This is a genomic window from Armatimonadota bacterium, from assembly GCA_036504095.1.
Lineage (GTDB): Bacteria > Armatimonadota > DTGP01 > JAKQQT01 > JAKQQT01 > DASXUL01.
This window is the reverse complement of record DASXVS010000080.1, coordinates 145,190-170,070: the sequence shown is the minus strand read 5'-3', so window position 1 is coordinate 170,070 and position 24,881 is coordinate 145,190. Positions and strand designations below refer to the sequence as shown.

Annotated in this window: 16 protein-coding genes and 1 tRNA gene; 7 read left to right on the top strand and 10 right to left on the bottom strand. The window is 62.8% G+C overall.

Annotated elements, in window-relative coordinates; genetic code table 11:
- Positions 1-49 precede the first annotated feature (49 nt).
- Positions 50-1,252, bottom strand: coding sequence for a hypothetical protein (locus VGM51_18990; GenBank protein HEY3415125.1), 1,203 nt, complete (start codon positions 1,250-1,252; stop codon positions 50-52).
- Positions 1,253-1,603: 351 nt separating this feature from the next.
- Here VGM51_18990 and VGM51_18985 point away from each other — a divergent pair, with 351 nt between their 5' ends.
- From VGM51_18985 to VGM51_18975, 3 genes are all read left to right on the top strand, one after another.
- The gene (locus VGM51_18985) at positions 1,604-3,361 is read left to right on the top strand and encodes a hypothetical protein (protein HEY3415124.1); all 1,758 of its coding nucleotides are present in this window, start codon (positions 1,604-1,606) and stop codon (positions 3,359-3,361) included.
- A gap of 262 nt (positions 3,362-3,623) precedes the next feature.
- Positions 3,624-6,203, top strand: coding sequence for a right-handed parallel beta-helix repeat-containing protein (locus VGM51_18980; GenBank protein ID HEY3415123.1), 2,580 nt, complete (start codon positions 3,624-3,626; stop codon positions 6,201-6,203).
- Positions 6,204-6,216: 13 nt separating this feature from the next.
- Positions 6,217-7,443, top strand: coding sequence for a DUF1343 domain-containing protein (locus VGM51_18975; protein HEY3415122.1), 1,227 nt, complete (start codon positions 6,217-6,219; stop codon positions 7,441-7,443).
- 449 nt (positions 7,444-7,892) lie between these two features.
- Here VGM51_18975 and amt read toward each other — a convergent pair whose 3' ends face one another.
- The gene (gene amt / locus VGM51_18970) at positions 7,893-9,530 is read right to left on the bottom strand and encodes an ammonium transporter (GenBank protein HEY3415121.1); all 1,638 of its coding nucleotides are present in this window, start codon (positions 9,528-9,530) and stop codon (positions 7,893-7,895) included.
- Between the two features lie 259 nt (positions 9,531-9,789).
- Between amt and VGM51_18965 the strand changes: the two genes are divergently transcribed.
- Positions 9,790-9,866 (top strand) — tRNA-His (locus tag VGM51_18965).
- Positions 9,867-9,930: 64 nt separating this feature from the next.
- Here the strand turns inward: VGM51_18965 and VGM51_18960 are convergent.
- The 3 genes from VGM51_18960 to VGM51_18950 form a co-directional block, all read right to left on the bottom strand.
- The gene (locus VGM51_18960) at positions 9,931-10,647 is read right to left on the bottom strand and encodes a PIG-L deacetylase family protein (GenBank protein ID HEY3415120.1); all 717 of its coding nucleotides are present in this window, start codon (positions 10,645-10,647) and stop codon (positions 9,931-9,933) included.
- Positions 10,644-11,411, bottom strand: coding sequence for a phosphatase PAP2 family protein (locus tag VGM51_18955; GenBank protein HEY3415119.1), 768 nt, complete (start codon positions 11,409-11,411; stop codon positions 10,644-10,646). The genes VGM51_18960 and VGM51_18955 overlap by 4 nt, the downstream gene beginning before the upstream one ends.
- Before the next feature lie 115 nt (positions 11,412-11,526).
- Positions 11,527-13,521 (bottom strand): S9 family peptidase, encoded by a 1,995-nt coding sequence (locus tag VGM51_18950; protein ID HEY3415118.1) that lies wholly within the window; start codon positions 13,519-13,521, stop codon positions 11,527-11,529.
- A 135-nt stretch (positions 13,522-13,656) separates the two neighbouring features.
- On the opposite strand from VGM51_18950, the gene VGM51_18945 reads away from it, so the two are divergent.
- Together VGM51_18945 and VGM51_18940 are read left to right on the top strand one after the other, a co-directional pair.
- Positions 13,657-14,496, top strand: a complete 840-nt coding sequence (locus VGM51_18945; protein ID HEY3415117.1) for a fumarylacetoacetate hydrolase family protein — start codon at positions 13,657-13,659, stop codon at positions 14,494-14,496.
- Positions 14,497-14,792: 296 nt separating this feature from the next.
- Positions 14,793-16,529 (top strand): hypothetical protein, encoded by a 1,737-nt coding sequence (locus VGM51_18940; GenBank protein ID HEY3415116.1) that lies wholly within the window; start codon positions 14,793-14,795, stop codon positions 16,527-16,529.
- Positions 16,530-16,584: 55 nt separating this feature from the next.
- On the opposite strand, the gene VGM51_18935 is transcribed toward VGM51_18940, so the two are convergent.
- From VGM51_18935 to VGM51_18915, 5 genes are all read right to left on the bottom strand, one after another.
- Entirely contained in the window at positions 16,585-17,805 is a 1,221-nt protein-coding gene (locus VGM51_18935) for a beta-N-acetylglucosaminidase domain-containing protein (protein HEY3415115.1), read from the bottom strand.
- A 31-nt stretch (positions 17,806-17,836) separates the two neighbouring features.
- On the bottom strand, positions 17,837-18,019 hold the full coding sequence (locus VGM51_18930; protein ID HEY3415114.1) for a hypothetical protein: 183 nt from the start codon (positions 18,017-18,019) through the stop codon (positions 17,837-17,839).
- Between the two features lie 4 nt (positions 18,020-18,023).
- Positions 18,024-19,316 carry a tetratricopeptide repeat protein gene (locus VGM51_18925; protein HEY3415113.1) on the bottom strand — a complete coding sequence of 431 codons (1,293 nt, stop codon included), beginning with the start codon at positions 19,314-19,316 and terminating at the stop codon, positions 18,024-18,026.
- Between the two features lie 96 nt (positions 19,317-19,412).
- A complete protein-coding gene (locus tag VGM51_18920; protein ID HEY3415112.1) occupies positions 19,413-20,015 on the bottom strand; it encodes a hypothetical protein in 603 nt (200 codons plus the stop codon).
- Between the two features lie 123 nt (positions 20,016-20,138).
- Positions 20,139-21,719 (bottom strand): tail fiber domain-containing protein, encoded by a 1,581-nt coding sequence (locus VGM51_18915; protein HEY3415111.1) that lies wholly within the window; start codon positions 21,717-21,719, stop codon positions 20,139-20,141.
- Between the two features lie 267 nt (positions 21,720-21,986).
- On the opposite strand from VGM51_18915, the gene uvrA reads away from it, so the two are divergent.
- On the top strand, positions 21,987-24,836 hold the full coding sequence (uvrA, locus tag VGM51_18910; protein ID HEY3415110.1) for an excinuclease ABC subunit UvrA: 2,850 nt from the start codon (positions 21,987-21,989) through the stop codon (positions 24,834-24,836).
- Positions 24,837-24,881: the final 45 nt, after the last annotated feature.

Genomic DNA, 24,881 nt, shown 5'->3' with positions numbered 1-24,881 from the left:
ATGTTCAAATGTCGGCCTGGCTCACTGACCCATTGCGCCGCGTTGTCCGTCAGAACCGGTACTGGCCCTGGAAGGTCAGCACGTCCTCGTTCCGGGCCGAAGCCGTCTGGCTCGTGGAATCCCATCGCCTGATGCGGGGGCGTTCCACCGAGAGGGACAGTTTCAACTGGTCTGAGATCTGCTGGATGCCAGCCAGGCCGACCGTGTTCACTTCGCCGTCTCCGCCGAAGCGATACGTGTTATGGGTGTCGGGGTCCCAGGAGTCGTACCTGAGCGCGACTTTGGTTTTCGGCGCCACCGGGTGTACGTAGGTCGCCTCCCAGGCGCGTGCGTCGGCGGTACCGAGTTTGGCCCCGGCGCCAAGGTTGGCCGTCAGGTCACGGGCGGCGATGTACTCCGTACGCAGTTGGCCGCCAACCACATTCGGGAACACGCCGGCGATTCCCCAGCGATTGCGATCGCCGGTAATCTTCGTCGTCGTGTCAGTGTTTTGGCCGCGATAGCCGCTCAGCGCGAATTCGCCGACGTTCGAAACAGTGTGCCGGACGCGGAGCAGCACATCCTTGTAATTATCGTTGTCGCGATTGTCGAACTTGATGGATCCGGCGCCGTTGCCGTTCAGGAGCGCGACGTCGACACGGGTGTTGGGGTCGACGCCCGCGTAGGCGTGTAAACCAACGTCACGATAGCCGGGGAAAAGCACGCCCCAACCAACGGGCAGTTCCGGCATCTCGAGGTCCGCCGGAGGGGTTTCCATTTCCATGCCGAACGGCTTGGAGAACTGCCCCATCCGGAGGGTGGCTCCCTGCGTCTTGCCCGAGTTCGGACGCAGGAACCAGTCGTAGTAACCGTCATACAGGGCCACGGCTGTCGGGCAGCCTTCAAGCGTGATCGTAAGCCGGCCGACGTCCGACGTATTCTTCACCGAAACCCGGGCTCGGCGATCCATGAGCTGGGTGGAAGGGCGAGCGTATTTCTGCGAAACGGCGCGGAACTGAACGTAACCACTGACCGTGGTCTTCTGCATCTTCGCCACGGTTGCCTGAAGCGCGGCGGTCGGATCTTTTCCGGAGGTCTTGGCGGTCTCCGAATCTCGGGCGGCCTCCGCCTTCACGTCGGCGGCCTCTTCCTGGGTCAGGACACCCTTTCGCACAAGAACCTTCAGCAGCGCATCGGCGGTTACATCGGCGTGGGCCGGCTGCCCGCCGGCCAGCATCGCAAGCCCCGCCAGCGACGCTATCAATCTCTTCATCTGTCTCAAACCGGAATTCCTCTCAAGCGCCCATCAACGGTAGTTGGAGCGCATCGCAATGGGCGCGTCGCCCGGCGGTCTCTTGCCCGCCTGTTCGCAACGAACCAGATGCATGATGGCGCAGCAATCCGTTGCGGGCAAGCGGCTGGGACCAATATCCGTGCCAGGCCGGAAAGGCGAACTGTGGTCGGGGCAGGCGCCGAACGGGTACAATAACATTTGGCATGGCTCGGCTGCCCGGCGAACGGCTGCGATTGTGCGGCGAAACATTTTCCAGCCGGCTTCGTCTAAGATTTGCCTGGGTCGCCGAGGCTCAGGAAGTGGGTGTTCCATCAAGAAGGAGGAGAACCCATGAAACGAGGAATCCTGGCGGTTGCGGGTGCGCTGGCGATGGCGTTCATCGCCCAGCCCCGAGCCGCCTCTGGACCGCTCATCCTTGCGAAGGATGCCGGCGGCCCGATTGTCCCCACCGCAGTCTCACTTGACCTCAGGTCAAGCCCCGCGTGTGACCAGACGCTGCAGTTGATCCCGGACGGCAGCAAGCTGGTGTCCGAGTCATTCTTACTCAATATAGACGACAAGGGAATCGGATTCTTCAGTGGTCCGGTGAGGATTGTCGCTCCGGACGGTACGGTTGTTATATCGGGACTCCTGCACGGCACGGCCGGCCTCACCGCCGGCGTCCCCGATGCCACGAAGAGCTGTTATCTCCCCGGGCACCTTGAAGGGATGCTCACCGGTGGGCTGATCTCGCCATCCGGGACCACCACGGGCGGTAACGGGCAGGTCTCCTCACCGCTGGAGTTGAATTTCCAGGCCGATCTCCAGCAGCAATCCGCGAGCCCCGTGCCGCTGTACAAGGGCCGGCTCGTTGGCCTGCTGCCTCCACCACCGCCACCACCTCCGCCGCCGCCGAGCGTGGTCACGATCGACCCCGGCAAGTTTGAGTTCAGCACGAACGAGGCTGTTATCGCGATCATCGCCAACAGAACCTCTCAGGCGATCCAGATTTTCGACGAACAGTCCTATTGCACCATCGTTCAACTGCAGCGCCAGGTTGGTACGGACTGGCAGATGGTGGGCGGTTGTCCGCTCTTGCGCATACCGCTTCCAAAGGTGATCCCCGCCGGGACCGTCCTGAAGGTCCTCCTGCCGGAAGCCGCCATCCCCGAGTTCGTACAGGAGCCGGGCGTCTACCGGATGGTGATCGACTGGCAGTACGTGGGCCCGGATGGCACGGGTGTCGGCGGCTTCACGAAAGCCATCTCGCCGTTGTTCAAGGTCGTCGTTCCTCCGCCGCCCGTTCCGCTCGTGAAGGTGATGTCGGACAAACCTCTGTATCCGCCCAACGGCGTTATCAACGCCATCATCGCCAATGGGCCGACCCCGGTTCGCATCTTCGATGAGCAATCGCTGTGCACCATAGTACAACTCCAGCGATTTGACGGGACCGGCTGGGTCCTGGAAAGCGGGTGCCCGTGGGACCGGATGCCCATGGCCACGATTCTGCGAGCGGGCGAAACGAGGACCGTTCCGTTGGCGCGTGACGTGCCCTGGATAACGGGCCAGTATCGCCTAGCGGTAACCTTTGCGCCGGTGGACTCGACGGGCCAAACGACAGGGCCGGATCAGACGGTATTCTCCATGCCGTTCCTGATCGCTGTTCCGCCCCCGACGCCGGCGGTAACCCTCACTTCGGACAAGAGTTCATATTCGGTCAGCCAGCCGATTATCGCCACCATCGCGAATGGCTCGAATATCGACGTGGCGACGTGGGATCACCGGTCGTTCTGCACGGTGGTTAACCTGCAATTTCGGGATGTTGTCGGCTGGCGGACGATCGCTCCGTGTCTGCTGATGACTCCTACGATGCCGGTGATCGTCAAGGCCGGACAGAAGATAGCGGTTACGCTGCCCGGCGATCCGACAACCAACACCATCAACTGGAGGCCGGGCGTCTACCGCCTGCAGGCGGTCTTCGGAACGCCGAACAGCGCCGGCGCCGCAACTTCCATGTTCGAGGTTGTGAGCGCTCAGTTCATGGTCACCACGACGACAAGCGGAATCGCCCCCGCGGTTCTGGGACTGTCGCCAATCACTTTGAACTAGCGAGTCCGAAGCATACCGGCTAATCGCACAGCGGGGGAATGGATCGGCAACGGTCCGTTCCCCCGATGCGCGATTGGCGGGGGCATCGCGTCGAGGACGGGAACGGGGTTTGAGCCCGGTCGTCATCTAACATGGTCCCAAGAGCCTGACATGGTCTCACCCTGCTTTTCCGGCCGGATGGTTCCGACTGTCCGAACATCACACTGAGGCCGGAGGTCGAGCGGGACCTGGCGGGCCGCCGAACTGCCTTCAGGAGTGTGCCATGCGTTGGAGAACCCTCGTCTTGTCCGCAGCGCTGATTGCGTTGCCCACGCTCGCCCACGCGGCAATAATCTACGTGAACAGTGCCGCCGCCGGTGACATTCACGACGGCATATCGTGGCAATCGGCGTTCATCGCCGTTCAGCCTGCACTCGACTCGGCGAAACCAGGCGACGAAGTCTGGGTGGCCGGCGGGGCGTATGCGGAACAACTGGCGGTCCAAACGAAGGACGTACGACTGTATGGAGGCTTCATCGGGAACGAGACCTCCACCGGTCAACGTGACGGGAAGATCCACACCACCATCCGCGCAACATCGAGGTTCAGCCCCACCATTGGTTTGTATGGTTCGACCAACGCGATTCTCGATGGCTTCCATATCAGCGGCGGAAGTCCCGGTGTTTACGTGGGGTCCGGCAACGTCACGATCTCGAACAACTTGATCGACGGAAATGGCGCGGACGGATCGGATTACGGCGGTATCCAGTGCGCTGGATCGGCGACCATCACCGGAAACGTTATCCAGGACAACCAGGCCAAGTCCGGCGCCGGTATCTACGTGGGTTACAGTGCATTTGCCCTCATCACCCACAACACGATTACGGATAATGTGGCCGGCGGATATGTACATTCCGGAAACGGCGGCGGCATCGCCGTGTCCAACGGCAGCGCGGTCATTAAGGACAACCTGATCGTCCACAATGCGTCCGTTTGCTACACGACTTACTATCCGGACATGTCGGTCGCCGTGGGGGGAGGCGTCTACGTCTGGAGCGGCTTCGTTACGCTCGCCAACAACACCATTGCGGACAACCTATGCACCAGCCAGGGGAGGTCGGAAGGGGCAGGCCTCTATGCACTGGGCAGCGTGCTTGTGGCGAACAACATCTTCCACAACAACACGGCCGCGCCGATTGGATCACTGGCTACGGCGAAGGGAGGGGCTATCAGCATCGGCGATCCCTATTCCGGCCAATCGCCCAACAATATCCAGGTCCGCTGCAACCTCTTCCATAACAATGCTCCGGACGATGGCGCGCCGGTCGGGGTGAATGGAAACCTCCACGCCGATCCCTTATACCGCTACACCACTAACGGATACACTTGGGACTACCACCTCCAGCCCGGCTCTCCCGCAATTGACGCCGGTGACAATGCCTTCGTTCAGCCCGGCGACACCGATTTCGATGCGCAGCCACGACTCCTTGGGCCAGCGGTCGATATCGGCTCTTACGAGTCCCCGGCGACGACAGGCCTTCCCACCCTGTCGCGCGTTTACGTTCGGGTGGATGGTGACGACCGAAACGACGGTTCGGCGTGGCTTTCAGCAAAACGGTCCATTGGCGCCGCCGTCAGCGTGGCGGCGCCGGGCGCGGCGGTGTGGGTCGCGCAAGGCACCTATCCGGAGCGCGTGACGTTGAAGGCCGGCATCGCACTTCTCGGGGGGTTCGCCGGCACTGAGACTGTCAACTACGTGGACCGCGTCATTCTCCCGACTACCATCGACGCGGGTTTCCGTGGCACCGCCGTCACCATTCCGGTCGGGGCGACCGAGACCAAGGTTGACGGATTCATCATCACGCGTGGCGGCGGCACCTACGGATTTGGGGGCGCACCTAACGGCGGGGCGGTGCGGTGCCTCGGAGACAAGGCGACCCTGACACGTAACGTCATCTCAGGCAATCACTTGATCGTGTCGGAGGAGGACTCTTCATCGGCTCTGGGCGCGGGTATATACGTGGAAAGCGTATCGGCAACGATCGCGAATAACATCATTCGTGACAATACCGTTGCAGCCTACACGTACACGACCTATCCGTACTTCTGGGCAGCCTCCGTCGCACAGGGCGGGGGAATCGCCGCCATCAGCGGAAACCTGATAATTGCGAATAACCTGATCAGCGGGAACGAAGCGATCGCCGGTGGAAACGTGAACCTCCTGCTCGCACAGGGCGCCGGCATCTACTGTAACGGCTGTCTGGGTCTAATCACCAACAACACGATCGCCGGAAACACCCACCACCCGGACGGCAGCAACCCGATTCTCGGGGGCATCAACGGCACTGTCTACCTCTACAGGTCGCTGAACACGCTCCAGTTGGCGAACAACATCATCGCACTCAACCAGGGCGGCCTGTCACGCGATGAGGACGCGGCGACGTTCTCCCACAACGACGTTTTTGGCAACGGTGCGGACTTCGGCCCTGAGGGACCTTTGACCGGGACCAACATTACGGTTGATCCGTTGATCGCCAATCCCGGAGCGGGCGATTACCGGCTGCAACTCCTTTCGCCGTGTATCGACGCCGGAGATCTGTCTGCGGTCCGGGGAGAAACGGACTTGGCCGGACTGCCGCGGGTCCTGAACTACGCGGTTGACCTGGGGGCGTACGAATCCGCCTACCTTAACTCATACACCGTTGCTGATGCGGCAAGTGCCCTGCGGGTGGCCGCGGGGCTGAATGCCCCGTCGGAGAGGCTGTTCAGTCGCCTGAGCGTGTTTGGCGCCAACGGACATGTGGGCCTTTCCATCGCCGTCCGTCTGCTCCGAAAGGCGCTTGGCACGGACGCGAATCCGTGAAGAGAGCGAACTCATGAACTTTGGAATCGATGAACTGTTGGGTGAACCCGAACTGCGGAGGCCGCTGGCGGGAAGACGCGTGGCGCTCCTGGGGCACCCGGCCTCGGTGACGGGCGACGGCGTACACTCGCTGGACGCGCTGATGGCGTGCCCGGACGTGAACATGTCCGCCGCGTTCGGCCCGCAACACGGTATGCGCGGCGACAAACAGGACAATATGATCGAGTCCGGCCATTACACGGATCCCAGATACGGCATCCCCGTTTTCAGCCTGTACGGCGAGGTTCGCCGCCCGACGGACGCGATGATGGACACGTTCGATGTCCTTCTGGCCGATGTTCAAGATATCGGCACGCGTATCTACACGTTCGTCACAACGCTTACCTACCTGTTGGAAGCGTGTGCCGCGGGCAGGAAGAGCCTCTGGGTGCTGGACCGTCCGAACCCCGCCGGCCGGCCGGTGGAAGGGACCATCCTGGAACCGGGGTGGGAGAGCTTCGTCGGGGCCGGGCCGCTGATGATGCGCCACGGCCTCACGTACGGCGAAATCGCGAAGTGGTGGGTCGCGCTCAAGGGGCTGGACGTTGACCTGCAAGTCGTCCCGATGACGGGCTACGATCCGGATGCGGCGCCGGGATACGGCTGGCCGGTGATGGAGCGATCGTGGATCAACCCGAGCCCGAACGCCTCCAGCCTGAACATGGCGCGGTGTTTCCCCGGCACGGTCCTGTTTGAGGGGACCACGCTCTCCGAGGGGCGCGGCACCAGCACGCCGCTGGAATTGGCCGGGGCGCCGGACATCGATTTCGAGGCGATCCTTAGCCGCATGCGTGGTCTGGCGCCGCAATGGCTGGAAGGGTGCCTGCTGCGGCCATGCTTCTTCGAGCCGACCTTCCACAAGCACGCCGGCCAGATGTGCTCCGGGATTATGGTCCACACGGACAACGACCTGTACCGCCACGACCGCTTCAAGCCGTACCGTATCGCGGCGCTCATCCTGAAGGCGGTGCGCCTGGAATACCCGGGCTACGAGATCTGGCGCACGTTCGAATATGAATACGAGACGCAGCGCCTGGCGATCGACCTCCTTTCCGGCGGCACATTCCTGCGCGAATGGGTGGACAGCCCGGACTCAACTCCGGCCGATTTCGACGCGCGCCTTGCGCCGGACGAAGCCAAATGGGCCGAAGAGCGCGAGCCGTATCTGATGTACGGCGGGCCGCGCAAGAGGGTAGCTTAGCGATGGAGAGAGCGGAATATAAAGAACAACCCAGACTGGTGTTTGCTGACAGCATTGACGAGTTAGATCTGTGGGAAATAGCGCAAAAGGGTTGGTGCGGTTGCGCACAAGTGGCCTGTCCGGATGGACTCCGCTACGCAGTGACCTTCTTTACCCCTTTACGGCTGCACCAAGCGGTGAATTCAGATGTCAGGCAGGGCCCACATTGGCTCGGTGAGATCGGCCTGATCATTGTAACGGAGACGACGCTATCTGTGATGGAAGGAGCCATAGCCGCACTATGGAAGCAACATTGGTTTGATCATCTGAGACCGATTAACGGTACCGACTCGACAACTGCTGGGTAGATGGCTCCGGTTCATCCTGCCATGACGTAGAAATGGGGAAACGGTCCACCTCCGTTTCCCCATCTTCCCGTCCCCTCTTTACCCCCGGTTCCGCCCCCAGGGTCAGGGGTTGTGCGTGAGAGCCTCCTTCAGGCTGGCGGACACGTTCGGCGCTGGGTGGCCGGTGTGTGTGCCGAGTGAGTTCAGCGCGTACTCGGGGTAGGCCGGGCCGCCGTGCTCGTGGTTGTCCAGGCCGGCCAATTCGCCCTCTTTCGAGACGCGCAGGATGCCCAGCATGTCAACAGCCTTCATCAGCACGTACGCCGATACGAAAGTCGCGAGAGTTATACTGGCGCTCCCGATTATTTGCGCGATCAATTGGTGCGCTCCGCCCCCGTAGAACAGGCCGGTAACGACCGCCGTGGCCGAATTGTCGGCGCCGGTCGGTCCCGTGGCGCCGAATTTTCCGCAGGCGAAGAGCCCCAGGCTCAGCGTACCCCAAATGCCACAGACTGCGTGGACGCTCACCGCGCCAACCGGGTCGTCCAATCGGAACCACTCGAACATCTCGACGCTTGCTACAACAACTACGCCGGCGACCGCGCCGAGAACCGTCGCACCCAGCGGGTTCACCCAGTAGCACGGACACGTGATGGCCACGAGACCGGCCAGGAAACCGTTGACCGTGAACGAAAGGTCCCATACCTTAGTCCGCTGATAGACAACAGCCATTGCGACCAGCCCACCGGCGCAGGCCGCCAGTGTCGTGTTGGTGGCAACCCGGCTGATGCCCTGGAAATCCATGCCGCTCAGGGTGCTGCCGGGGTTGAAGCCGTACCAGCCGAACCAGAGGATCATACCACCGATGGCGGCGATCACCAGGTCGTGAGCGGGCATCGGGCCGCCGCCATCGCGCTTGAATATCCGGCCGAGGCGCGGGCCAAGAACGATGGAGCCCGCCAGCGCCATCACGCCGCCAATCGTATGGACCACCGTGCTGCCGGCGAAGTCGTGAAACGGAACGCCCAGCGAGGCGAAAACGTTGCCCTTGGAACCCATCGTGGCCAGCCAGCCGTCCGGTCCCCACGCCCAGTGGCCGATGATTGGGTAGATGAATCCGGATACGCCAACCGAGTAAACCAGGTCACCCAGGAAACCGGTCCGGCCGGCCATGGCGCCGGAAGTAATGGTGGAGGCGCAGTCCGCGAACGCGAACTGGAACAGCCAGAATGCCAGCATCGGGACGCCTGTCGCAAAGTAGATATCCGGGGCGCCGTTGAGGAAGAACCAGTGCGTGCCGATCCACGGGGTGCCGGCGCTGAACATGAATGCGAAGCCCCATGCCCAGAACAGGATTCCGCAGAGGCACGTGTCCGCGATGCACTCCATCAGGATGTTCACGGTTTCGCGGCTTCGGCAAAAGCCAGCCTCCAGCATCGTGAACCCGATCTGCATGGCGAACACCAGGAACGCCGCGATGAGCGTCCACATCGTGTTGACCGCATTGATGGTCGCCGCGGGGGCGTGCGGATCGTCCGCCGCGTGCGCGCCGGAACCCAGGAGCGAACTCACACCGGCGAAAACCACAAACAGAAGAAAGAGCGCAATGGCCTTGCCGGCCACCAGCGTTTTGAACAGTCGCATGCCCTCGGGCGTGCTGAGCCGGTCACGCAATCGCTTCACAACGGACTCGCGTTTTGCGCCCGCGCCTTCATGGGAACACGCCGCGCCGCACGGCGGATCGGTCAGTCTCTTCATCATCGGCCATCTCCTTTCGAAAGCAAGGCGCCTCACTGGGAGGAACCACGGTCTGATGAATTGATTCTAATCGGCCGGGATTACGCGTCCGTGTCAGACCCGTGAAGGTTCAATTGCCGCGGTATGAAGTTGGGATTGCGGGGATGTGAAGCGGAGGTTACGCGCCAAAGGGCCCGTTTGACCGGGCCGGATGGCGTGGTTTGCAAACTCGGGGGCGTCTGCTATAATGAATTGGCGTGCCCCGGCGGGGCGGCCTTTCGCGGCGGGTGTAGCTCAGTCGGTTAGAGTGCCAGGTTGTGGCCCTGGAGGTCGTGGGTTCGATTCCCATCACTCGCCCCACACGGTTAACCACAAAGGCACAAAGACACGAAGATTCGATCTTCGTGTCTTTGTGCCTTTGTGGTTAACCGTGCGTGAGCTTGGGCAGCGCGACGGGGTCCGGCGGGCTCAGGTAATCGAATGCCTCGGCGTACTCGATACCGCAGTGCCCCCCGAAGACGCGCGCTTCCATGCGAAATGAGTCCTGGTATCCCATCTCCCAGCCGCCGTCGATAGCGCATCCGCCCGTGGTGAGCCAGTCCTCGTACTGCGATGCGTGGCAGCCCGCGGCCTGAATCTTCGCCTCGATGCTTTCGCGAATGTCCACGTAAACGTCGTGCCGCTTGTAGAGGCTGTGCGCAAACAACAGTGTGAGCGGAACGTTGTGCGCGGGGTGTCCCAGTTCCAGCAACGGCAGGCTCGCGGCGAACACCGCATCCACAGCGGCCTGCTGGACCGTGTTATGGTCCGGGTGCAGTGTTTCGCGGCTGTGGGTCAGCACGATATCCGGCTTCACCTGGCGGATGATGCGCGCGATGTGGTGAACCAGTTCGAGGCTGCGCGGAACGGCGCCATCCGGGTAGCCCAGCATCCGCAATTCGGCCCCCAGCACCTCCGCGGCCGCCTGTGCCTCGCGTTGTCGGAGTTTCAGCAGTTCCGGCACGGGCAGCGTACGGTGCCCCATCCCGCCGTCCGTGACCGTGACGACAACCACGCGGTCTCCTGCCCGGGTATGCTTGATGAGCGTGCCGCCGGCCGATATCTCGTCATCGGGGTGCGCGCCGATACACATGACCGTCATTTCGTCTCCCTCCCCCTTCTGCTGTCCCACCGGACCACCGCAAAGCCCAGCAGCACGCCGATGATGGCCCCGCCGAGGACATCCAGCGGCCAGTGCACACCCACGCTGATCCGGCTGAGCCCGATGATCGCCGCTATGGCGAACGCCGGCGCCGCCGCCCAGCGGTGCCGCATGCCGATGACCGTCGCGATGGCGAACGAAGACATGGTGTGCCCGCTCGGAAACGAGCCCCCGTAGAGCGGGTGAACGAGCAGTACGATGTCATACGGGATCAGGGACGGCGGACGGAATCGAGGCAGGATGAGCTTGATCTGAGGCGCGACCACACTCAAGAGCAAACCGCTGACCGACAGGATCGCGGTTCGCATCCAGTCCGCCCGTTTGCGCTTGCGCCCCCAGAGCCACAGCGCGAGCAGTCCGGCCGCCTGTACGCCGCCGTTGCCGAGGCTCGTTATGCCCGGCATCGCCGAGTCGAAGAACCGATTGTCCCACGCCTCGTTGATCGCCTGGAACGTCCGGCGGTCCCACCCGTCCAGGCGCTGCGCCCAGCCCGAGGCCGCCCAACGGACCGTGCCCTTCGGTAGAGGCTGGGGAACGGCCAGGCCGTCCCGCCTGGCCTTCTCATCCTGTTTTTGCTGCCATGCCAGGGCGACGCTCCGGTGATGCGCCCGGGTAGCGGACGTTTCCGGCGTGTACACCGCGGCGAGCGTGAACGCCGCCAGAAACGCCAAGGTGAGCCAGATTGACAGCCAGGTACTCTTCATAATGATTGGTTCTGATCCGGCCACGGAGGGACGGAGGACACGGAGGTTCACAGAGGAAATTCGATAACCTCCGTGCACCTCCGTGACCTCCGTCCCTCCGTGGTGATTCCGCGGTCTACGGCTTCAGCCATTGCTTGAACCACGCCAGGTTGGCGTTCAGCCGGGCCAGCCGAAGGTCCGGCGGGCCGCCGCGGCTCAGCCCGTGGTTGCTTTCCCCGGGGAACCGCAGGTATTTCACGGTCTTGCCCATCTTGCGGAGCGCGGCGAAGTACTGGTCCGCCTGCTCGATGGGACACCGGAGGTCGCCCTCGCTGTGGAGAATCATAAGCGGCGTGGTCACGTTGGGCGCGTAAGTAATCGGTGAGTGGTTTCGCAGGCTGTCCGCCCACTCCCATGGGTTGCCGCCGAAATACTTTTCGTCCATCGGGAAGTCGCACGTGCCGCCGAAGCTCACGATGCTGTACACTCCCCGGTCCGAGATGGCGCAGGCGAACCGGTCCGTGTGCCCGACGACCCACGCCGTCATGAACCCGCCATAGCTGCCGCCGGTGACGGCCATGCGTTTCTCATCCACGTACCCAAGCGAGACGACGTGGTCAACGACGGCCATAAGGTCCACAAAATCCGGGTCGCCCCAGCGCCCGCGCAGCGCCAGCAGCCAGTCTTCACCGTAGCCTTTGCTGCCCCTGGGATTGGCGAATACGACCACGAAGCCCTGCGCGGCCAGCCACTGAGCCTCGTGGAAGAACGACAGGCCGTACTGGCTGTGCGGGCCGCCATGGATTTCCAGCACCATCGCGTACTTGCGCGAGGCGTCAAAGCCCGGCGGTTTGATGATCCAGCCGTTAGTCTTGCCGCCTTCACCGTTATCAACCCAGAACTCCTCGGGCGCCTGGACATCCAGCGCTTTCACCAGACGGTCGTTCAGAGCGGATACCCGCACCGGTTCACACTCGGACTCCCGGACGAATATCTCCGCGGGCGCCAGGTGTGTGCCGATGGCCATCGCGAGGTTGTCGCCGGTCGTGTCGCCGGTGACAGCCATGACGACGCAATCGCCGCCTACCGCGATTTCGGCCTCATCCGTCGTGGTGTCCACTTCATACAAGTGCGCGCGGCCGTGCTCCGACGCGATGAACAGCAGGTTGTCGCCGTGCCAGATGGGGCCGGCGTATCCCGCGCCGAAGGAATGAGTGTCCGCAAGCGTGAGGTCGCCGACGGGCCGATCGAGGCCGGCGGTGTGGCAAACGGCCGGTCCGCCGTCCAACGGCACGCTCCAGAGGCGTTGATCGCGGCAACCCCAGTTGTCGTCCGGATACTCGTGGCCGAAGTAGGCGATTCGTTTGCCGTCGGGCGACCATGCCAGGCTGCCCAGCGGGCCTGCGGGCGTGTCGATCTTCCGCTCCGCGCCGCCATCGGCGGGGATGACGAAGATGTCGTCATAGCCAGGCTGAAGATCGGGATCGGGCGTCCGGTTGGCCGTGAAGGCGATCCACCTGCCGTCCGGCGACCAGACCGCCCCCGATTCGCCGTTTGCGCTGTCGGTCAATGCCTTCGCCTTGCCGCCGGCGATATCCACCACCCAGATATGCGGCTTCACGGAGGGCAGGAACCCCGAGCCCTCCTCGCGAAACCTGAGGGCCGTGATCTCCCGTGGAGGCGTGGACCTGTTATCCTTTTTGCGGGTCTCGGCCGCCGCTTTGGTATCGCGCTCGTCCGATGGCGTGAACGTAAACGACGCCTTCCTGCCGTCCGGAGCCCACGACACATCAGCGATGGCGCCCGCCGGCAGATCGGTCAGGCAGGCGGCCTCGCCGCCGTCCACGCTGATGAGGTACAATTGCGATAGTTCGTCATGACGATCGCTGATGAACAGCAGGCGTGAGCCATCCGGAGACCATCGAGGGCTGGAATCGTGCTGGTCGCCGCTGGTGAACTGCTTAGCCGTACGCGCGGCGGTTCCGCTGAGCCATACGTTCGTGAAGTACTTGTTCCTTGTTTGGTCGGTGCGCTTCACGACGAAGGCGACGCGCCGTCCGTCCGGCGACATCTGGGGATCGAGTACGGTGCGAATCTTGAGGACATCGTCCGCGCTCACAGGCTTCGGCATAGTGGTTTCTCCAAGGCATTTGCCCCTTGTGTGGGGCTCGAATCCACTATAGCAGTGGAAGGGTATGGGGTTTGGGGTCTAGGGTAAAGGCCCGGCTCAAAAATCCTAGACCCTAAACCCTGGACCCCAAACCCTATGAAACTTATTACGTATGACACTCACGGTACCCCGACGCCCGGATTGGTCAAAGATGGACACGTCCTGGACCTCTCCGGCCACCTCGTGCATTCCATCCTCGACCTGATTCAGACGCCGGACGCGATGGACCACGTCCGGCGCGCGGCCGAGGCCTTCCCGGGGCACGGGCCCGAGGTGTCCGGCCTCAAACTGTTGCCACCGCTGCCGCGCGTGGGCAAGATACTCTGCATCGGCCAGAACTACGCGGACCACTGCCGCGAGCAGAACCAACCCCTCCCGGAACGCCCCATCCTGTTCGCTAAATTCCCGTCGTGCCTCATCGCGTGCGGCGATGATATCGTACGGCCCGACGACGTGACGAAACTGGACTACGAGGCCGAACTGGTGGTTGTCATCGGCAAACGCGCCCGGAGAGTCGCGAAGGCGGACGCCCTGGACTACGTGGCGGGGTACATGGTCGGCAACGACGTCACCGCGCGCGAGGTCCAGAAACGGGACGGCCAGTGGGTGCGCGGAAAGTCCTACGATACCTTTGCTCCGACCGGGCCGTATCTTGTCACACGAAACGAGGTCCCCGACTCGGGCAAACTGGGCATCCGCTGCCGGGTAAACGGCGAACTGCGGCAGGACAGCAACACCAGCAACCTGGTGTTCGACGTGCCGACGCTCATCGAGAACCTCTCCTCCGGCATCACGCTGGAGCCCGGCGACCTCATCTTCACCGGCACGCCCGGCGGGGTGGGGGTATTCCGCGATCCGCCTGTATTCCTCCAGCCGGGCGATGTCGTGGAGTGTGAGATCGACGGCTTGGGAACCCTCACAAACCGGGTGGCCTAGGCTGCCTGCGAAGGACATGTGGCCCACCTGATAGCGGCCGTGCTAGACTTTCGCCTGGACACGGACCGAGCTTCAACGCCGCCTGCCGTTTCCGGTCCGCGCATCCCCTGTGCCGGGGACGCCACAGGACAAACCACCGCCCCTTTTGCGCCGGGAGTCGGAATCTCGCCGGTGAAGGGCGTGAGGCGTGTTTCACGCGCCGCCATCCGCACGCAGTCGCAGATTCCGCTTCACGGACCCTCCCGCCGGGCGGAGATTTGAACGACCGGGCTGTCGGTTGGTAGGAGGAGACTGACGTGAAACATCTGCACTGGTCGGTATTCCCTCTGGGCATCTCTCTTGTTGCGGGCATCGCCGTGTCGGCCGCCGGGCGCGCGGGGGCGCAAGGCGTGCCCAGCACGTTCACGTATCAGGGTTACGTCACCAACTCGGCCGGGAAGCCCCTTCCGGACGGCTCGAACGCGATGCAGTTCAGACTCTTCAGCATGGAGACCGGAGGGACAGCGCTCTGGGACTCCGGGGCGATGAACGTGGGCGTCCAGAGAGGCGTGTTCGCCGTCGTCCTTGGCGCGTCGCCCACTCCGCCGGTTTCATCCGCAACGCTGTCGTCCCCGGACATCTGGCTCGAGGTGAGGGTCGGTGCGGATACACTTCTGCCAAGGACGAAGCTGACATCATCGCCGTTCGCCATGAGAGCGGCCGACCTGGCACTTCCGTTCTCGAAGACCGTGCCGTCGCCGTCCGCCCCGGCTTTCAATGTGGCAAATTCCGGCGCCAACTACGGCATCCGCGGTGAGAGCTCGAACGCGAGCTTTGCGGGAGTGATGGGCGAGAACACAGGAGCCGGCATGGGGGTATACGCCGCCAGCAAGAGCGGCCAGGCCGTCCGTGCGTGGCAGCAGGATTCGTTCAACACGGCGGCGCTGGCGGATTCGAACGGTGGTGTCAGCGGCTCGAGCGGAGTGGGGTACGGGGTATCCGGATTCAGCACGACGGGAACCGGAGTGCGCGGTGAGAGTACCGATGGCCCCGGCATCTACGGGAAGAGCACCCATGGGCACGCGGGATACTTCGACGGCTATGTATCCGTGTTGAATCAGGGCAACGTCGGCATCGGCCTAGAGTACGCCAACCACAGGCTTTACGTGCTCCAGAATCAGGGGGGCCTGGCCGGCGCGTTGAAGCTCGACAATCCGAACTCGAGCATCAACAACTCGGGAGTCGGCATCAAGTTCTCGGTGGGCGGTGACGGGACTAACGGCCTGTTGATGAACCGGACCAAGGGCGCCCTGATGTACTCACTGGCCGATACGTGGAACCGCGGCGATTTCCACTTCCTGCAGAACTCCGCCGCGAACGATACCCAGCCCGACATCTCCCACGCGGTGCTGACCATCAAGAACAACGGCCGGATCGGAATCGGGGTAACCAGTCCGGGAGCGAAACTGGAAGTCTCCGACCTGATGCGCGTCGAGGGGGCTACGTGGCCGACGACCGGCAAGGGCCTGGAACTCGGTTACAGCCCGACGCTGAACAGGGGCTATGTACAGGCATATGACCGCGCGACGAGCATCTGGGGCGATCTCTACCTAGGCGATGGCAGAGTGGGGATCGGCGCTCCCGCGCCGACGGCCAAACTGGACGTGCGGGGCGACGCTTCGGTATCCGGCAATCTGACCGTGACGGGTGCCATGCTCGGCAATATCGGCCCCGCCGGTGGCAGTCCCTTCCCTCGGCCTGCCTACGACACGGGCTGGTTCGCGCAGCAGGCCGCGACGACACTCCAGTACATCCACAACATCGGCGGCGACGTTAACCATTACGTGGTTGAATTGCTTCTCAAGAAGCCAGACGGGGGAATCACCAATCAGGACACGGCCGACAGCATAGTCTGGGACCCGAACCAGAACAAGAACGTCGCCTGGGGAGCATACTGGCACGATCTGACGACGAGCACGATCAGCGTAACCCGTGAGTCCGTAGAGACGTTTGAGCCCATCCTGGTCCGCGTCCGCATCTGGGTGTACAACTAGCCCGTCGGACAATAGCCAGTCCTGTAGAGCACACCTTCTTGTAGCTTGTTGAAGGTCACCGTTGACCGGCGGTCTTCCGCAGGGAGGCGATGTCTGCGTCCACGGTCGGCTGGACGTCCGCCCATATTTCCACCAGTTTCGGGTCTTTGGTCAGCAGTTGCTTCAGGCGCTCATACTGCGGCAGAACGCTCTTTGCCTCCAGAACCGTGTTCGCGACCGGTTTTGGCGGGAAGGACCTGTCGCCCCAGAATGACGAACCGTAGGTCGCCACCAGGAGGCGGATCGCCGGACGCTGATTGACCGGAAACTCGGCGATAGATGCCGCGATAGCCTTTTGCGGGTTGTAGTGCTTCGGATCGCGAAAATACGCCGCCAGTGTGGCCAGCGGGATGCGGCTGATACTCCATTGTTTCATCGGGTTGCCGATATACCCGCTCACCCAACCGCTCAGGTCCGCCGAGCGCCCCTTCACCGGCGCCAGCAGCGGTCTCCAGGGGAACATATCGTTGACCGGGTAGTTGTCCCACACGAACGGCCTGCGATGGTACAACCTGGCCGTCTGCCACGCATCGTTCGCGGTGATGGTCGCGGAGCATACCTCGGGTCCGGTCCAGAACAGCATCACGTCCGGGTCGATGCCCTCGCCGACAGCCTTCGTGTATTCCGGGTGGGCTGTGGCGTCGGCGCTCGTGTACGCGCTGGGACAGAAGATGAGGTGCACCTCCGGTTTCAGGCGCTTCATATCGCCCCAAAGGCGGTTCACGAAGTGCACCTGCGCCGTCTGGAGGGTTCCGTATCGCTGGACGTCTTCCGGCAGTAGTTCGCGGTTGATGTCATCGAGACAGAGAGCGAACCAGCGGATGCCGGTCGCGTGGGTCGTCTTGACCTTTCGGAGCGCGTACTGGTAGTCCGACTCGGAGCAATAGGAGAGCGGCGGCTTGCTCCAGATGCCGGGGTTGAAGGACAGGCAGAGGCCAACCTTGAGCTTCTTCGCCTGCTTGGCCATCTCGCGGAAATGGGCTATCTGCTCCGGCGTATAGTCGGCGCGCCATTCCGTGCCGCTGGCGGGGAACGACGTGTAGCAGAACATGAGGAAGTTCATGTTGTGCTTGGCAATCCACGGAAGCGCCTGATCGTACTTGGCGAAGCCGTCCCACCACAGCCCCTTGATGCCGCGAATGGGGAAGGGGCTTTCGCGAGCGAAGGCAGGGTAAGCAAGCGCCAGTACGACTACCGCTGCTGAATAGAGCAAGAGGCGGGTTCGGTGGAGTGACACGTTACGCTCCTATCTGAGGGCTGCTTGGCTCTCAGTGATGTCGCCGGCTCTTCGGGTGGCCGGACTTGTGGTTGAACGCTGGAGTCCGTTCGCTGCGCACCGCTGCCTCGACGATCTCGCGAATACGCGGCCGGTCGCCCCGCTCGCCTTCGCGCGCTTTGTCCAGCGGCGTAATCCACATCCAGCCCGGGATCGTCGGGTCGGCGTTTCGCAAACGGTCACTGCTTGGGTTTCGCAGATATCGGTGGGGGCGGGAGTTTGGCGTCCGCCTCCATCCGCTTCAGGTCGTCATTTGCGCCTCTTGCCTGCGGATCGTCCTTGCCGTACACCGTTTCGTAATCGACCACGGCGCGGCGCATTGCGGGCAGAGCGCTTTCCCAATCGGCCTTCCGGGCATAGCACAGAGCAAGCAGGTCGAGCGCGCGTGCGGTATGCTGACTCGCCTTGGAGTGCAGAGCATCGTAGGCGGAGACCGATTCAGTCAGAAGCGGGAATGCCTCCGTCAGTTTGCCCTGATCCACGAGTATCGCCGCGAGCATCGTCCGACGATCCGCCGCTTCAACAGAATTCATGCCTTTCTGTTTTTCGGTGATCGCCAGAAGACGCTTGAGCAGCGGCTCTTCATCCGCGGCGCGCTTCAGGTCCTGATACGTCACCGCCAGGTTCTCCAGTGCGATTACCGTGTTCTTGGCTTCCTTGCCCTCACTATCCTCGAAAAGCCAGATAGCGTTCTTCTGGTACTCGATGCATTTTTCGACCTTCCCGGTGGAATAATACAAGCCGGCCAGATGCCCCATGGTGATGGCCGCGGTGGATTTCGAGTCGGGTATTCGCAGCTTGAGGTCCAGAGCCTGAGTCAGAAGGCGTTCCGCGACCGCGTAGTCCTTCCGCTTCAGCGCGATTTCGCCGAGACACTGCAGGCTAACCGCGCGTCGTAAGCCGTTTGGGTCCGCCTTGTCGACTATCGCGAGCGCCGCCGTGTGAAGGCGGTCTGCCTCCGCGAGGTTATTGCCAAGGACAGCCTTCTTGCCGGCATCGCTCAGTGACTGCCATTTATCTTTCTGCTCTTGACTCAGTGTCGGCTTGGGTCCAAGCAGCGCGGAGGCCCTGGACCGCAATTGCCCGGCTTCGGTTTTCTTACCTTCTCCCGCCAGGGTATCGGCCAGCGCCCCAAGGACCGAAGCGAGCGCGCGGTCATCCTTACCAAGCGCTTTCTCCTTGAGTTGAAGCGACCGCCTGTAGAACGGCTCCGCCTGAGCATAGTGCTTCTGGCGATACAGCACTTCGCCGACGTTGTTCGCGGTCACCGCTATGCTCATCGGGTCTTTGGTGGCTTCGGCCTGCTTCAGCGCCAGCCTGAAGAGCTTTTCGGCCTCGGCAATGTGGTTCTGGCGGAGGGACGCATTGCCCTTCTCTATGGTGATTTCCCACGCCTGTACGTCTGCGTGGACGGGCTGGGAGCAGGCTGTCAGCAACAGAGCGGAGGCCAGGAGGGTCTTGCATCGGTTCATCTTCGAGCCCTTTCGTATGAGGTAGACGTGAGAGACTTCGTCCTCGGTTCGGTACCGTGCCAACATGAAGTTTGACGCAGCGGGCGGAAAAACCCTTCACTTCCTCAGCGCCAGAACCAGCAGGACTCCCAGCCAGACCTCGATGAGGCCGTACGAGAGCAGATTCGCCTGCCACGCCCAGCGCCTGACACCCGGGAGCAGGGCAAGCGAAACGCCTTTCCTGACAACACTTGCTTCGACGGCGACCGACATAAGGCAAAACGGCATGCATAGGATCATGGCGGCAACGATGACCATCCAGCCCTGCCATCCACGATCCGGATCGTCCGGGAAAACCCAAGGGCAGGACAGTACGCTTGCAGCGGCGCGCGCCATCTGGCCATGTGGATCCGTCCCGAGAGCCGGGCCGAGCAGTCCGCCCAAGACCAGCAGTATCACCCACGTAACTGGTATTCCGAGGATAGTGGAGAACAGGTTGGCTGCCGTTGCCAACCGGACGCCCTCGCGGTACTGGACCGCTAAAACCCGCGTGGCCACCCACGCCTCCAGAAAAACGACCGGAATGAGCAGCAGCCAGGATGCCGGCCAGACGAGGGCGAGCATGGGAACGCCCATGTCGGCGCTAGCCGACGAGCAAAGCGTGGCGCCCAATCCTAAGGTGATCAGCGCCCTGACTAATCGAGACCGATTTGCCGACATTGAGCGACGCTCCTCCCGATGGATTCTGGGAATATCCCATCCTTCAGTGTGCACGGAGTTCCGTGGGAGCGCATGGGCCATAGGTACCGATTTTCCCGCCGGGTCAGGTCAAGAGCCTGCCCGCTATCGCTCGGCCACGGTGCGCTCCAGTCGCGCCATGCGATCCTCCAGTGCCCTGATCCGCGCGTCCCTATCACCTATCTCCCTTTGCTGCGATTTGATCGCCTCAACCAGGACCGGGATGATGTTCTGGTACTCTACCGATCTGTGGCCGGTCTCATCGGTCTGAACCACCTGCGGCAGGACCCGCTCCACCTCCTGGGCGATGAGACCGACCTTTGTCCCTTCCGGAAAGCCCTGGGAAGGGAATGCGGCCCGGTTCCATTCGAACAGTACGCCCCTGAGGCCCAGCACAGTCTTCAGCCCGTCCGGGATTTCCCGGACGTTCGCCTTGTACGTTGCGTCGGAAGTGAGAGAAACGCCATTGGCGCGGACCGAACCGCGCGCGTTGATATCGCCCTGAACGTCCAGCGGATATGCGGGGACGGCCAATCCGATGCCCACCCTGCCCTCGCTGTCAATCCAGACCCGGTCCGTGCTGTTCGTACGCAACGACATGGCGTTGGAGGTTGAGTAGCCGATCTGGCCCGCGTACGAGCCGTCCTTCGAAACAAAATTCACAGCTCCGACCATTGATTGCGTTGGCGTGTTATTGCGGAGTTCAAGCGTCGAGCCGTACCCGGCGTTCTGGCTCTGGAGGCGGACGACGCCCTGGCCGGGGGAAACGACGTCGAGTGCATATTGCGGGTCCGCGGTGCCCAGCCCAAGCAGGCCTGCCTGAGTGAGCCGGGCCCGTTCCGTCGTTCCGGCCGTGAACGCCATGCCGTCATTGACCTTCCCGGCTAACGGATACGCGATTTCGCCATGTTTCGTCCCCTTCTGCCAGAAGCCAAGCGAGCCGATCCGAGTGATCGGTGGCGGGCCATCGTTCTCCATCTCGATCGAGAAGCCGTTCGGGTGAACCGCGGTCAGGTTCATCCTGTTCGGACCAACGGTCATACGCTCTGCGCCGGCAACTTTGAAGTTGAGCGTGGCGTTCGCCATGTCCTCAACATATGCCACCTGCCCGGCGTACGTGCCGAAATGGTTCACAAAATTGATGGCGCCCACCGTCTCCTGGATGTTGTCCGATTCGTTGCGCAACTCGATGATCGAGCCCTGCATCGTGTTGGTGGACGTCAGGCGCGTAACTGCCTGCTCATCCCGGATATCCAGGGCATAGATCGGATGGATATTGCCGATTCCGATGTCCCCCTGGGCGGTGGTGAAGACGTTTGGTAGGGCGAGGGCAAAGGGCGCGGCGCCCATAGGCAGCCGCGGCGTCATCTCGGGGTCGGTCCCGATGCGGATTCCGAGGAAGGCACTCCCCGTGAGCGGAAGGGCCATGGGCGTGACCTTCCCCAGCATCGTCGTGAGCTGTCCTTTCTGGATATCCAGCGTCTGTGTTTCCGACCAGAACGGGGCGATATCGTTCTGACCTTCGTAGAGCAGAAACGTGACGGAACGCGTTCCGTTGACGGGAACTCCCGCGGCGTTCTGGACCACGGCCTGAATCGGAATCGAAGTGGGTATCGCTCCGGCGGGCGGCTCTATCGCCATGCTCAGCGTCAGGGACAGAACCACGAGAAAAGGCGGATGTTTCATCAGGATCTCCTTGTTGCAGCGCCCAGACGGGTCGCGATGAGGTCGTCCCGGCGTACCACGGACCGGCACGGCGTTCGCGGCATCTGACCGAAATCTTACCACAGACGGCATCTGGCGGGCAAGCAGGGCTGACCGGGCCTGGGCCTCCGTTTGTCAAGACGGCGAGGCGATTTCCCGCCGGAGCCCCGGCGTGCTAGAATTACCGTACACTTGTTCGGGGCAACCATCCGTTGCCCACCGGTGTAACATGGCTCGGGGGGAACTCACTTGGCGCAGGACAGAATCGTCATCCGCGGCGCGCGGCAGCACAATCTGAAGGACATCTCGCTGGAGATTCCGCGCGACAAACTGGTGGTCATCACCGGCTTGTCCGGCAGCGGAAAGTCCTCGCTCGCGTTCGACACCCTTTATGCCGAGGGCCAGCGCCGGTATGTGGAGAGCCTCTCGTCCTACGCCCGCCAGTTCCTCGGCCAGATGGATAAGCCGGACGTGGACCACATCGACGGCCTCAGCCCCGCCGTCTCGATCGACCAGAAATCGACTTCCCGCAACCCGCGCTCCACGGTCGGAACCGTCACCGAGATCTATGACTACCTCCGCCTCCTGTTCGCGCGCATCGGCGTCCCACACTGCCCCACGTGCGGCAACCGTATCGCCAGCCAGACGGTCAGCCAGATTGTGGACGCCGTGATGGGCCTGCCGGACGGCACGAAGGTTCAGGTGCTGGCGCCGATGGTCCGCGGCCGCAAGGGTGAATACAAGAGCGTTATCGACGACATCCGCTCCGCCGGCCTGATCCGCGTGCGCGTGGACGGCACGATGTACGAAGTGACCGACGACATCGACATGGACCGGTACAAGAACCACACCATCGAGGCCGTGGTGGACCGTCTGGTCATCAAGCCGGACGTGCAGCGCCGCCTGACCGACAGCGTGGAGACGGCACTGAAGATGACCGTGGGCCTGGTGAGCTTTCTTGCCCAGACCGGAGACGCGGAACCGCAGGAAATGGTGTTCAGCGAGAAGAACTCCTGCACGCATTGCGGCATCTCTTTCGACGAAGTGGCCCCGCGCAATTTCAGCTTCAACACCCCGTATGGCGCCTGCCCGGACTGCCACGGCCTGGGCTTCCGCCAGGAGATCAACCCGGAACTCGTCTTGCACCCGGACCGCACGCTGGAGGGCGGTGGCATCGTACCGTTCGCCCACACCTCCAGCGAGTGGTTTCACAACATTCTGCGAGGGCTCGCAAAGGAATACGGGTTCCCGCTCGATGTCCCGCTGCGGGACATGAGCGACGCTGCTAAGAAGATCATCCTCTACGGTGCAGATAAGCGTATCCCCGTTCGGTACACGAACACCAGCGGATTCGTCCGGTCCTACAACGCGCGGTGGCAGGGCGCCATCGCGATGCTGCAGGAACGCTACAAGATGACGAGTTCCGAAGCGTCCAAGGCCGAAATCGAGCAGTATATGAGCGACGTGGCGTGCGATTCATGCCACGGTCGCCGCCTCAAACCGGAATCGCTTGCCGTGACGATCGCGGACGATAACATTGCGCACGTGACGGGCGCGAGCATTCTCGCCGCCAACGCGTGGTTCCGCGATCTGAAACTGGGTGAGCGCGACACCACCATTGGCGGGCCGATCGTGAAGGAGATTCTCGAGCGCCTGGGATTCCTGAACGATGTCGGCCTCGGTTACCTGACGCTGGAGCGCAGCGCCACAACCCTTTCGGGCGGCGAAGCCCAGCGCATCCGGCTGGCCACGCAGATCGGAAGCGGCCTCACCGGCGTGATGTACATCCTGGACGAGCCGAGCATCGGCCTCCATCAGCGTGACAACCACAAGCTCGTCGAAACGCTGTTCCGGCTCCGCGATCTGGGCAACACGATCATCGTCGTCGAGCACGACGAGGACACCATCGCCGCCGCCGACTTCGTGGTGGACATCGGCCCCGGCGCGGGAGTTCACGGAGGCGATATCGTCGCCATTGGTACGCCCGCCGAAATCGCGGCCAACCCGGACAGCGTTACGGGCGACTACCTCGCCGGGCGCCGCAAGATCGCGCTGCCGGAATCGCGCCGCTCGCCGAATGGGACATGGGTGAAAGTCCTCGGCGCCACGCAGCACAACCTCAAGAACGTGGACATGGAGATTCCGCTCGGCTGCTTCGTGGCCGTCACCGGCGTTTCGGGCTCGGGCAAATCGTCGCTCCTTCAGGAAACCGTGTTCCCGCTACTGATGAACCGGGTGTACGGGAGCCGCATGCCGGTGGGACGCCACCGCGATTCGGTGGGTTGGGAGAAGGTGGACAAGGTCATCGATATTGACCAGAGCCCGATTGGCCGCACGCCGCGCAGCAACCCGGCGACGTATACGGGTGTGTTCGACATGATCCGCGACCTTTTCAGCCAGACCACCGAGGCGAAGGTCCGCGGCTACAAGCCCGGCCGTTTCAGCTTCAACGTGAAGGGCGGACGCTGCGAGGCGTGCAAGGGCGACGGCATCATCAAGATCGAGATGCACTTCCTGCCCGACGTCTACGTGCCGTGCGAGGTCTGCAAAGGCAAGCGCTACGACCGCGAGACGCTGGAGGTCAAGTACAAGGGCAAGAACGTCTCGGACGTGCTCGCGATGACGGTCGGCGAAGCGTGCGATTTCTTCGAGAACATCCCGCCGATACAGCGCAAGATGGCGACCCTGCGCGACGTGGGTCTGGATTACATCCAGTTGGGGCAGCCCGCGACGACCCTCTCCGGCGGCGAAGCGCAACGCGTAAAACTGTCATCGGAGCTCAGCAAGCGCGGTACGGGACAGACGCTGTACATCCTCGACGAGCCGACCACCGGCCTGCATTTCGCGGACATCGCGAAGCTGCTGGAGGTTCTGGGCCGCCTGGTGGACCAGGGCAACACGGTGGTGGTCATCGAACACAATCTGGACGTCATCAAGACGGCGGACTGGGTGATCGACCTCGGCCCCGAGGGCGGTGACGCCGGCGGCCGCATCATCGCCACCGGCCCCCCGGAAGCCGTGGCGGAAGTAGCGGAGAGTTACACCGGCCAATACCTCGGCAAGGTGCTCCACGGCGCGAAAGCGCCGTTTGAGGCGTAGCGTGGTATAATCAGCGCAGGAGGCTAAGCGGGAGCCTGAGTGCCA

What these genes read in the sequence shown, in the direction of transcription:
- VGM51_18990 (HEY3415125.1), bottom strand. Translation starts at nt 1,252, where the DNA reads ATGAAGAGATTGATAGCGTCGCTGGCGGGGCTTGCGATGCTGGCCGGC.
- VGM51_18985 (HEY3415124.1), top strand. Translation starts at nt 1,604, where the DNA reads ATGAAACGAGGAATCCTGGCGGTTGCGGGTGCGCTGGCGATGGCGTTC.
- VGM51_18980 (HEY3415123.1), top strand. Translation starts at nt 3,624, where the DNA reads ATGCGTTGGAGAACCCTCGTCTTGTCCGCAGCGCTGATTGCGTTGCCC.
- VGM51_18975 (HEY3415122.1), top strand. Translation starts at nt 6,217, where the DNA reads ATGAACTTTGGAATCGATGAACTGTTGGGTGAACCCGAACTGCGGAGG.
- amt (HEY3415121.1), bottom strand. Translation starts at nt 9,530, where the DNA reads ATGATGAAGAGACTGACCGATCCGCCGTGCGGCGCGGCGTGTTCCCAT.
- VGM51_18960 (HEY3415120.1), bottom strand. Translation starts at nt 10,647, where the DNA reads ATGACGGTCATGTGTATCGGCGCGCACCCCGATGACGAGATATCGGCC.
- VGM51_18955 (HEY3415119.1), bottom strand. Translation starts at nt 11,411, where the DNA reads ATGAAGAGTACCTGGCTGTCAATCTGGCTCACCTTGGCGTTTCTGGCG.
- VGM51_18950 (HEY3415118.1), bottom strand. Translation starts at nt 13,521, where the DNA reads ATGCCGAAGCCTGTGAGCGCGGACGATGTCCTCAAGATTCGCACCGTA.
- VGM51_18945 (HEY3415117.1), top strand. Translation starts at nt 13,657, where the DNA reads ATGAAACTTATTACGTATGACACTCACGGTACCCCGACGCCCGGATTG.
- VGM51_18925 (HEY3415113.1), bottom strand. Translation starts at nt 19,316, where the DNA reads ATGAACCGATGCAAGACCCTCCTGGCCTCCGCTCTGTTGCTGACAGCC.
- VGM51_18920 (HEY3415112.1), bottom strand. Translation starts at nt 20,015, where the DNA reads ATGTCGGCAAATCGGTCTCGATTAGTCAGGGCGCTGATCACCTTAGGA.
- VGM51_18915 (HEY3415111.1), bottom strand. Translation starts at nt 21,719, where the DNA reads ATGAAACATCCGCCTTTTCTCGTGGTTCTGTCCCTGACGCTGAGCATG.